At 57.5% G+C, this 10,858-nt stretch carries 9 protein-coding genes; all 9 read right to left on the reverse strand.

The annotated features are described in order from the left end of the window. Nucleotides 1-7 precede the first annotated feature (7 nt). Nucleotides 8-307 (reverse strand): 50S ribosomal protein L23, encoded by a 300-nt coding sequence (rplW, locus tag CWR53_RS20115; protein ID WP_003255484.1) that lies wholly within the window; start codon nucleotides 305-307, stop codon nucleotides 8-10. Then, a complete protein-coding gene (gene rplD, locus CWR53_RS20120; protein ID WP_003255485.1) occupies nucleotides 304-906 on the reverse strand; it encodes a 50S ribosomal protein L4 in 603 nt (200 codons plus the stop codon). The genes rplW and rplD overlap by 4 nt, the downstream gene beginning before the upstream one ends. A 12-nt stretch (nucleotides 907-918) precedes the next feature. Then, nucleotides 919-1,554, reverse strand: a complete 636-nt coding sequence (rplC, locus tag CWR53_RS20125; protein ID WP_003257089.1) for a 50S ribosomal protein L3 — start codon at nucleotides 1,552-1,554, stop codon at nucleotides 919-921. A gap of 80 nt (nucleotides 1,555-1,634) precedes the next feature. Beyond that, nucleotides 1,635-1,946 carry a 30S ribosomal protein S10 gene (gene rpsJ / locus CWR53_RS20130; protein ID WP_003186070.1) on the reverse strand — a complete coding sequence of 104 codons (312 nt, stop codon included), beginning with the start codon at nucleotides 1,944-1,946 and terminating at the stop codon, nucleotides 1,635-1,637. Between the two features lie 142 nt (nucleotides 1,947-2,088). Then, a complete protein-coding gene (gene tuf, locus CWR53_RS20135) occupies nucleotides 2,089-3,282 on the reverse strand; it encodes an elongation factor Tu (RefSeq protein ID WP_038411791.1) in 1,194 nt (397 codons plus the stop codon). A 31-nt stretch (nucleotides 3,283-3,313) separates the two neighbouring features. Beyond that, nucleotides 3,314-5,458 (reverse strand): elongation factor G, encoded by a 2,145-nt coding sequence (gene fusA, locus CWR53_RS20140; protein ID WP_058606003.1) that lies wholly within the window; start codon nucleotides 5,456-5,458, stop codon nucleotides 3,314-3,316. A 30-nt stretch (nucleotides 5,459-5,488) separates the two neighbouring features. Continuing rightward, nucleotides 5,489-5,959 (reverse strand): 30S ribosomal protein S7, encoded by a 471-nt coding sequence (gene rpsG, locus CWR53_RS20145; protein ID WP_003246741.1) that lies wholly within the window; start codon nucleotides 5,957-5,959, stop codon nucleotides 5,489-5,491. 106 nt (nucleotides 5,960-6,065) lie between these two features. Continuing rightward, nucleotides 6,066-6,437 carry a 30S ribosomal protein S12 gene (gene rpsL / locus CWR53_RS20150; RefSeq protein ID WP_003255492.1) on the reverse strand — a complete coding sequence of 124 codons (372 nt, stop codon included), beginning with the start codon at nucleotides 6,435-6,437 and terminating at the stop codon, nucleotides 6,066-6,068. 211 nt (nucleotides 6,438-6,648) lie between these two features. Further along, entirely contained in the window at nucleotides 6,649-10,848 is a 4,200-nt protein-coding gene (gene rpoC / locus CWR53_RS20155) for a DNA-directed RNA polymerase subunit beta' (RefSeq protein WP_058606002.1), read from the reverse strand. Between the last annotated feature and the right edge of the window lie 10 nt (nucleotides 10,849-10,858).

Below are 10,858 nucleotides of genomic sequence, written 5' to 3' on the forward strand. Positions count from 1 at the left end.
CCCTTCCTTACTCAGCACTGCTGCTGAAATCGAGATCTTGGCCTGGCTGAAGGGAGACGATCGCCTTCTTCCAGTCATTACGCTTGCCCAGACCACGTGCGGTACGCTTGGTTTTACCCAGAACGTTAACGGTCGACACGTTTTCAACTTTTACGTTGAACAGGCCTTCGACAGCTTTCTTGATTTCCAGCTTGGTTGCGTCAGTAGCAACCTTGAATACGAACTGGCCTTTCTTCTCAGCCAGAACGGTAGCCTTCTCGGAAACGTGCGGGCCAAGGAGGACTTTGAATACGCGTTCCTGGTTCATCCCAGCAGCTCCTCGAATTTCTTCACGGCCGAGACAGTGATCAACACTTTCTCGTATGCGATCAGACTGACCGGGTCGGAACCTTGTACGTCACGAACGTCGACGTGCGGCAGGTTACGAGCAGCCAGGTACAGGTTCTGATCAACAGCGTCGGAAACGATCAACACATCGCTCAGACCCATGCCGTTCAGCTTGTTCAGCAGATCTTTGGTTTTCGGCGCTTCAACAGCGAAGTCCTGAACCACGACCAGACGGTCGCTACGCACCAGCTCAGCGAGGATGGAGCGCAGAGCTGCGCGGTACATCTTCTTGTTGAGCTTCTGCGAGTGATCTTGAGGGCGAGCTGCGAAGGTTACACCACCGCCACGCCAGATCGGACCACGAGTGGTACCAGCACGAGCACGGCCAGTACCCTTCTGACGCCATGGGCGCTTACCGCCACCAGCTACGTCGGAACGGGTCTTTTGCTGCTTGGTGCCCTGACGGCCGCCGGCCATGTAGGCCACGACTGCTTGGTGTACCAGCGTCTCGTTGAATTCGCCACCGAAAGTCAGTTCGGAAACTTCGATCGCCTGAGCGTCATTTACATTAAGTTGCATGTCAGTTTCCCCTTAACCGCGAGCCTTGACAGCTGGACGTACAACCACGTCGCCGCCAGTAGCGCCTGGAACGGCACCCTTGACCAGCAGCAGGTTGCGCTCAGCGTCTACGCGAACAACTTCCAGGGACTGAACAGTCACGCGCTCGGCGCCCATGTGACCGGACATCTTCTTGCCCTTGAACACACGACCAGGAGTCTGGCACTGGCCGATGGAACCTGGGACACGGTGCGACACGGAGTTACCGTGGGTGTTGTCCTGGCCACGGAAGTTCCAGCGCTTGATGGTACCGGCGAAGCCTTTACCTTTGGACTGACCAGTAACGTCTACCAGCTGGCCTGCAGTGAAGAGTTCAGCTTTGATCAGATCGCCAGCCTGGAAATCGCCTTCTTCAAGACGGAACTCCCAAACACCGCGACCAGCGGCAACGTTGGCCTTGGCGAAGTGGCCTGCCTGAGCGGCAGTCACACGCGAAGCACGACGCTCGCCGACAGTGACTTGCACTGCACGGTAGCCATCGGTTTCTTCAGTTTTGAACTGGGTGACGCGATTCGGCTCGATCTCAATGACCGTGACCGGAATGGAGACACCTTCTTCGGTGAAAATGCGGGTCATACCGCACTTGCGACCGATTACACCAATAGTCATGTTGTAAACCTCATGAGTGTACGGGGCTTTCACCCGCTATGGCCGCCCATTTCAGAGCGTTACACGACCAGACCGAAGTCTTAGCCGAGGCTGATCTGTACTTCCACACCTGCCGCCAGATCAAGCTTCATCAGCGCATCAACGGTTTTATCCGTTGGCTGGACGATGTCCAGAACACGCTTATGAGTGCGAATCTCGTACTGGTCACGCGCGTCTTTGTTGACGTGCGGGGAGACCAGAACGGTGAAACGCTCTTTGCGGGTAGGCAGTGGAATTGGACCACGCACTTGTGCACCAGTACGTTTCGCGGTTTCCACGATTTCCTGGGTGGATTGGTCGATCAGGCGATGGTCGAAAGCCTTCAACCTGATACGGATTTGCTGATTTTGCATTGGATTTCAGACTCCAGGCTGTTCCCAACGGACGCACTACGCCCGCTAAAAGGAGGCGTGATTCTATAGACGCCCCCAATTAGTGTCAACCCAATAAAAAAAGCCCCCGCTGAGCGGGGGCCTTTTTCAATCGGTCGAGTGATTACTCGATGATTTTGGCTACGACGCCGGCGCCGACGGTACGACCGCCTTCACGGATAGCGAAGCGCAGACCGTCTTCCATTGCGATGGTCTTGATCAGGGTAACAGTCATCTGAATGTTGTCACCTGGCATTACCATTTCAACGCCTTCCGGCAGTTCGCAGTTACCGGTCACGTCAGTGGTACGGAAGTAGAACTGAGGACGGTAGCCTTTGAAGAACGGAGTGTGACGACCGCCTTCTTCTTTCGACAGAACGTAGACTTCTGCGGTGAACTTGGTGTGCGGCTTGACCGAACCTGGCTTGACCAGAACCTGGCCACGCTCAACGTCGTCACGCTTGGTACCACGCAGCAGAACGCCGCAGTTCTCGCCAGCACGGCCTTCGTCCAGCAGCTTGCGGAACATCTCAACACCGGTGCAGGTGGTGGTGGTGGTGTCACGCAGACCAACGATTTCCAGCGGATCCTGAACGCGGACGATACCACGCTCGATACGGCCGGTCACAACGGTACCACGACCCGAGATCGAGAACACGTCTTCGATCGGCATCAGGAAAGGCTGGTCGATGGCACGAACTGGCTCAGGGATGTAGGAATCCAGAGTCTCTACCAGCTTCTTGACAGCGGTAGTGCCCATTTCGTTGTCGTCTTTGCCTTCCAGCGCCATACGAGCCGAACCGATGATGATCGGGGTGTCGTCGCCTGGGAAGTCGTAGGTGGACAGCAGGTCGCGAACTTCCATCTCGACCAGTTCCAGCAGCTCAGCGTCGTCTACCAGGTCAGCCTTGTTCAGGAAGACCACGATGTACGGAACGCCAACCTGACGGGACAGCAGGATGTGCTCACGGGTTTGTGGCATCGGACCATCGGCGGCCGAGCAAACCAGGATCGCGCCGTCCATCTGGGCAGCACCGGTGATCATGTTCTTCACGTAGTCAGCGTGACCTGGGCAGTCAACGTGAGCGTAGTGACGAATGGTCGAGTTGTACTCAACGTGAGCGGTGTTGATGGTGATACCGCGCGCTTTTTCTTCCGGAGCCGAGTCGATCTTGTCGAACTCAACGACTGCCGAACCGAATACTTCGGAGCAGACGCGAGTCAGAGCTGCGGTCAGAGTGGTCTTACCGTGGTCAACGTGGCCGATAGTGCCGACGTTAACGTGGGGAAGGGAACGATCAAATTTTTCTTTAGCCACGACAGTGAACTCCTAGCCTAAAGGGGCTGAATCAGCCTTGTTTTTTAATGAGAGCTTCGACGATGTTCGACGGAGCTTCAGCGTACTTGGAGAATTCCATGGAGTAGCTTGCGCGACCCTGAGACATGGAACGAACGTCGGTCGCGTAACCGAACATTTCCCCGAGCGGAACTTCAGCGCGGACGACGCGGCCAGAGACCGACTCATCCATACCCTGTACCAGACCACGACGACGGTTCAGGTCACCCATCACGTCACCCAGGTAGTCTTCCGGGGTTACAACTTCGACCTTCATGATCGGCTCGAGAACCACGCCGCCACCCTTCTGGGCCAGCTGCTTGGTTGCCATCGATGCAGCGATCTTGAACGCCATTTCGTTGGAGTCGACGTCGTGGTACGAACCGTCGAATACCGTGGCCTTCAGGCCGATCAGAGGATAGCCGGCAACAACGCCGTTCTTCATCTGCTCTTCGATACCCTTCTGGATCGGGGCGATGAATTCCTTCGGAATCACACCACCAACGACTTCGTTGGTAAACACCAGACCTTCGGTGATGTTGCCTTTTTCGTCCACTTCCGGCTCCGAGAAACGGATCCAGCAGTGACCGAACTGACCACGACCACCCGACTGACGAACGAACTTGCCTTCGATCTCGACGTTGGACTTGGTGATCTTCTCGCGGTACGAAACCTGAGGCTTACCGATGTTGGCTTCGACGTTGAATTCGCGCTTCATGCGGTCAACGAGGATGTCCAGGTGCAGCTCACCCATACCGGAGATGATGGTCTGGCCGGTTTCTTCGTCGGTCTTGACGCGGAACGACGGGTCTTCCTGGGCCAGCTTGCCCAGTGCGATACCCATCTTCTCCTGGTCGGCCTTGGTTTTCGGCTCGACGGACAGGGAGATTACCGGCTCAGGGAAGTCCATACGCTCAAGGATGATTGGATGATCGGCGTTGCACAGGGTTTCACCGGTGGTCACGTCTTTCATACCGATCAGGGCGGCGATGTCACCAGCGCGCACTTCCTTGATCTCTTCACGCTGGTTGGCGTGCATCTGCACCATACGACCAACGCGCTCTTTCTTGCCTTTCACCGAGTTGATCACGGAGTCGCCGGAGCTCAGAACACCCGAGTAGACGCGAACGAAGGTCAGAGTACCTACGAACGGGTCGGTCGCGATCTTGAACGCCAGGGCCGAGAACGGCTCGTTGTCGTCGGCGTGACGCTCATCTTTACGAACAGCCGGATCTTCCTTGTCCAGATCCTTGTCGTCCGGGTTGATACCCTGGATGGCAGGAATCTCGGTAGGAGCAGGCAGGTAGTCGATGACGGCGTCGAGAACCAGGGGAACACCCTTGTTCTTGAACGACGAACCGCAAACAGCTGGAACGATCTCGCTGGCCAGGGTGCGCGCGCGCAGGCCTGCCTTGATCTCGTCAACGGTGAGCTCACCGCCTTCCAGGTACTTGTTCATCAGCTCTTCGTTGGCTTCAGCAGCAGCTTCAACCATGTTGTTGCGCCACTCTTGAGCCAGCTCAAGCATGTCCGCAGGAATTTCTTCCTCGCGGTAGGTGGTGCCCTTGTCGTCGTCGTTCCAGTAGATAGCCTTCATCTTGATCAGGTCGACCTGACCCTGGAAGTTATCTTCCGAACCGATGGCCAGCTGAACCGGAACCGGGGTGTGGCCCAGACGGTTCTTGATCTGACCTACGACACGCAGGAAGTTGGCACCTGCACGGTCCATCTTGTTCACGTAAACAACACGTGGAACACCGTACTTGTTGGCCTGACGCCATACGGTTTCGGACTGAGGCTCGACACCGGAGGTGCCGCAGAACACAACGACCGCGCCGTCGAGTACGCGCAGCGAACGTTCTACTTCAATGGTGAAGTCAACGTGGCCGGGGGTATCGATGACGTTTACGCGGTAGTTGTCGTACTGACCAACGGAACCTTTCCAGAAGGTGGTCACGGCAGCGGAGGTAATGGTGATACCGCGCTCCTGCTCCTGCACCATCCAGTCGGTGGTCGCGGCGCCATCATGCACCTCGCCCATCTTGTGGCTCAGACCTGTGTAGAACAGGATCCGCTCGGTAGTGGTGGTCTTGCCCGCGTCAACGTGGGCACAGATACCAATGTTACGGTAGCGGTTAATTGCTGTAGTACGAGCCATAAAGCCCTCGCAAAATGATTGATGCTTGAATTAGAAGCGGTAGTGCGAGAACGCTTTGTTGGCTTCAGCCATACGGTGCACGTCTTCACGCTTCTTGACTGCAGCACCCTTGCCTTCGGCAGCATCCAGCAGCTCGCCAGCCAGGCGCAGCGCCATCGACTTCTCGCCGCGCTTGCGGGCGTAGTCTACGAGCCAGCGCATGGCCAGAGCGTTACGACGGGATGGACGAACTTCAACCGGGACCTGGTAAGTGGCACCGCCGACACGACGGGACTTTACTTCGACCAGCGGAGCGATGGCGTCGAGAGCTTTCTCGAAGATTTCCAGGGGGTCGCTGTTCTTGCGTGCTTTGACGGTATCCAGGGCACCATAAACGATGCGCTCGGCTACGGCCTTTTTGCCGCTTTCCATCACGTGGTTCATGAACTTGGCGAGAATCTGCGATCCGTACTTAGGATCGTCAAGGATCTCACGTTTTGCTGCTACACGACGTCTTGGCATGATAAGCCCTCAAACGGTCTTCAGGTTAGCCCGGGACCTGGGTCTACGACCCCCGCCCGACCTTACTCTTATCGACTCAAAAAAATGGATGTCTGCAAACGGCCGATTACTTCGGACGCTTGGTACCGTACTTCGAACGACCCTGGTTACGGCCTTTAACGCCCGAAGTATCCAGAGAGCCGCGAACGGTGTGGTAACGAACACCTGGCAAGTCTTTTACACGGCCGCCACGGATCAGGACGACGCTGTGCTCTTGCAGGTTGTGGCCTTCACCACCGATGTACGAGGAAACCTCGAAACCGTTGGTCAGACGCACACGGCATACTTTACGCAGTGCCGAGTTAGGTTTTTTCGGCGTAGTGGTGTACACACGGGTGCACACGCCACGACGTTGCGGGCAGTTCTGCAGCGCAGGAACGTCGGACTTCTCGACCGAACGCTTACGCGGCTGACGTACCAGCTGGTTGATAGTTGCCATCTACTAGCTCCACTGATTGTCTTGCGACTCTATTGTCTTGCAAGAAAGCCAAAAATTGGCGAGACGGAGCCTCACCAAATTTAAGGGTACAAAAGTCTAAAGAGGATCTTGCACCCAGTCAAGACAAGGCCCCGGCCCTCCCCGCCCGATCATCGCCAACATTTCATGTCGCCGACGACCGTTCGGGGTCAACCGGGGCCCTGCCCTGTACTCAGTTACCGCTGGAGTTCAGTGCTTCGGTCAGTGCGGCTTCTACCTCACTGGCGCTTACACGCAGCGGTTTGTCTGCATCACGACGACGCTTGCGCTCGCTGTGGTAAGCCAGACCCGTACCGGCCGGGATCAGACGACCCACGACCACGTTTTCTTTCAGACCACGCAGGTAGTCGCGCTTGCCAGTTACGGCCGCTTCGGTCAGTACGCGGGTGGTTTCCTGGAAGGAAGCCGCGGAAATGAACGACTCGGTCGACAGCGACGCCTTGGTGATACCCAGCAGCACACGGGTGAACTTGGAGATGAACTTGTCCTCGCCGGCGAGACGCTCGTTCTCTACCAGTACCTGAGTCAGTTCCATCTGGTCGCCCTTGATGAAGCTGGAATCGCCCGACTCGGAAATCTCGACCTTGCGCAGCATCTGGCGCAGGATGGTCTCGATGTGCTTGTCGTTGATCTTTACGCCTTGCAGACGGTAAACGTCCTGAATCTCGTTGACGATGTACTTGGCGAGTGCGCTGACACCCAACAAACGCAGGATGTCGTGCGGATCGCTCGGGCCGTCGGAGATAACTTCGCCGCGGTTTACCTGCTCACCCTCGAAGACGTTCAGGTGACGCCACTTCGGAATCAGCTCTTCGTACGGATCGCTACCGTCGGTCGGCGTGATCACCAGGCGACGCTTGCCCTTGGTCTCTTTACCGAAGGCAATGGTACCGCTGACTTCAGCCAGAATCGACGCTTCCTTCGGACGACGCGCTTCGAACAAGTCGGCAACACGTGGCAGACCACCGGTGATGTCACGGGTCTTGGACGTTTCTTGCGGGATACGCGCAATAACGTCACCGACACCGATCTGGGCACCGTCGGCTACGCCAACCAGGGCGTTGGCCGGCAGGAAGTACTGGGCAGGTACATCGGTACCCGGCAGGTACAGGTCCTTGCCAGAGGCATCCACCATCTTGATGGCCGGACGGATTTCCTTGCCTGCGGCAGGGCGATCCTTGACGTCCAGCACTTCAATGTTGGTCAGGCCGGTGAGCTCATCGGTCTGACGCTTGATGGTGATGTTTTCTTCCATGCCCACGAAGGTCACGGTACCTTTGAGCTCGGTCACGATCGGGTGGGTGTGCGGGTCCCACTTGGCGACGATGGCGCCAGCTTCGACCTTGTCACCTTCCTTGACCGAAATCACAGCGCCGTACGGCAGCTTGTAACGCTCACGCTCACGACCGAATTCGTCGGCAATGGCCAACTCGCCCGAACGCGATACGGCAACCAGGTTACCGTCTGCGCGCTCAACCTGCTTCAGGTTATGCAGACGTACCATACCGCCATTCTTCACCTGAACGCTGTCAGCAGCCGAGGTCCGGCTTGCAGCACCACCGATGTGGAACGTACGCATGGTCAGCTGGGTACCAGGCTCACCGATGGACTGGGCGGCAATGACACCGACCGCTTCACCGATGTTGACCTGATGACCGCGCGCCAGGTCACGGCCGTAACACTTGGCGCAGATACCGAAGCGGGTTTCGCAGCTGATCGGCGAACGCACGACCACTTCGTCGATGCTGTTCAGCTCGATGAACTCGACCCACTTCTCGTCTACCAGCGTACCGGCAGGAACGATGACGTCCTCGGTGCCTGGCTTGAACACGTCACGGGCGATCACACGGCCCAGAACACGCTCACCCAGCGGCTCGACAACGTCGCCGCCTTCGATGTGCGGGGTCATGACCAGACCTTGGTCGGTACCGCAGTCGATCTCGGTCACCACCAGGTCCTGCGCCACGTCTACCAGACGACGCGTCAGGTAACCGGAGTTAGCAGTCTTCAGTGCGGTATCCGCCAGACCCTTACGAGCACCGTGAGTCGAGATGAAGTACTGAAGTACGCTCAGACCTTCACGGAAGTTCGCGGTGATCGGCGTCTCGATGATGGAGCCATCCGGCTTGGCCATCAGGCCACGCATACCGGCCAGCTGACGGATCTGGGCTGCAGAACCACGCGCACCCGAGTCAGCCATCATGTACATCGAGTTGAACGATTCCTGGTCGACTTCATTGCCCTCGCGATCAATGACCTTCTCTTTCGAGAGGTTGGCCATCATCGCCTTGGACACTTCGTCGTTCGCCTTGGACCACAAGTCGATGACCTTGTTGTACTTCTCGCCCTGGGTTACCAGGCCGGAGGCGTACTGACTTTCGATTTCCTTCACTTCATCGGTAGCCGTACCGATGATGCGGGCCTTCTCATCCGGGATGACGAAGTCGTTCACACCGATGGAAACACCGGAAATGGTCGAGTAGGCGAAACCGGTGTACATCAACTGGTCAGCGAAGATGACGGTCTCTTTCAGACCAACCACGCGGTAGCACTGGTTGATCAGCTTGGAGATCGCCTTTTTCTTCATTGGCTGGTTGACGACATCGTAAGGCAGGCCAGCAGGTACAACCTGGAACAGCAGCGCACGGCCAACAGTGGTGTCGACGATACGGGTGTTCTTGGTGACGCTGCCATCACGTTCTTTCACGGTCTCGTTGATACGAACCTTGATTTTCGCGTGCAGGGCAGCTTCGCCGGCGCGGAATACGCGGTCGACTTCCTGCAGGTCGGCAAACACACGACCCTCGCCCTTGGCGTTGATGGCCTCACGGGTCATGTAATACAGACCCAACACGACGTCCTGCGACGGAACGATGATTGGCTCACCGTTGGCTGGCGACAGGATGTTGTTGGTCGACATCATCAGTGCACGCGCTTCGAGCTGGGCTTCCAGCGTCAGCGGCACGTGAACGGCCATCTGGTCACCGTCGAAGTCGGCGTTGTACGCGGCGCAGACCAGCGGGTGCAGCTGGATGGCCTTACCTTCGATCAGTACCGGCTCAAAGGCCTGGATACCCAGACGGTGCAGGGTCGGTGCACGGTTGAGCAGCACGGGGTGTTCGCGAATCACTTCGGCGAGAACGTCCCACACCTCTGGCAGTTCGCGCTCGACCATCTTTTTGGCAGCCTTGATGGTGGTCGCCAGACCACGCATTTCCAGCTTGCCGAAAATGAACGGCTTGAACAGCTCGAGGGCCATCTTCTTCGGCAGACCGCACTGGTGCAGACGCAGGGTCGGGCCTACGGTAATTACCGAACGGCCGGAGTAGTCCACACGCTTACCGAGCAAGTTCTGACGGAAGCGACCTTGCTTACCTTTGATCATGTCGGCCAGGGACTTCAGCGGACGCTTGTTCGAACCAGTGATGGCGCGACCACGACGGCCGTTGTCCAGCAGGGCGTCGACCGCTTCCTGCAGCATGCGCTTTTCGTTGCGCACGATGATGTCCGGCGCCGACAGATCCAGCAGGCGCTTGAGACGGTTGTTACGGTTGATCACCCGACGGTACAGGTCGTTCAGGTCGGAGGTCGCGAAGCGGCCGCCATCCAACGGTACCAGCGGGCGCAGGTCCGGCGGCAGCACTGGCAGGACGGTCAGGACCATCCACTCAGGCAGGTTGCCGGAGCCCTGGAAGGCTTCCATGAGCTTCAGGCGCTTGGACAGCTTCTTGATCTTGGTTTCCGAGTTGGTCTGCGGAATCTCTTCACGCAGGCGGCCGATCTCGTGCTCCAGGTCGATAGCGTGCAGCAGCTCGCGGACAGCCTCGGCACCCATGCGGGCGTCGAAATCGTCACCGAACTCTTCCAGCGCTTCGAAGTACTGCTCGTCGTTGAGCAACTGGCCTTTTTCAAGCGTAGTCATGCCTGGGTCGATTACGACGTAGCTCTCGAAGTAGAGCACGCGCTCGATATCACGCAGGGTCATGTCCATCAGCAAGCCGATACGGGACGGTAGCGACTTCAGGAACCAGATGTGTGCGACCGGCGAAGCCAGCTCGATGTGAGCCATGCGCTCACGACGGACCTTGGCGAGGGCAACTTCAACGCCGCACTTCTCGCAGATAACGCCGCGATGCTTGAGCCGCTTGTACTTACCGCACAGGCACTCGTAGTCCTTGACTGGGCCAAAGATCTTGGCGCAGAACAGGCCGTCACGTTCTGGTTTGAACGTACGGTAGTTGATGGTTTCCGGCTTCTTAACTTCACCGAACGACCACGAACGGATCATCTCTGGTGACGCCAGACCGATGCGGATGGCGTCGAACTCTTCGACTTGACCCTGGTTTTTCAGCAAATTCAGTAGGTCTTTCAAGGCCTTTCCT

It is taken from the genome of Pseudomonas sp. SGAir0191, assembly GCF_002812565.2.
Lineage (GTDB): Bacteria > Pseudomonadota > Gammaproteobacteria > Pseudomonadales > Pseudomonadaceae > Aquipseudomonas > Aquipseudomonas parafulva_B.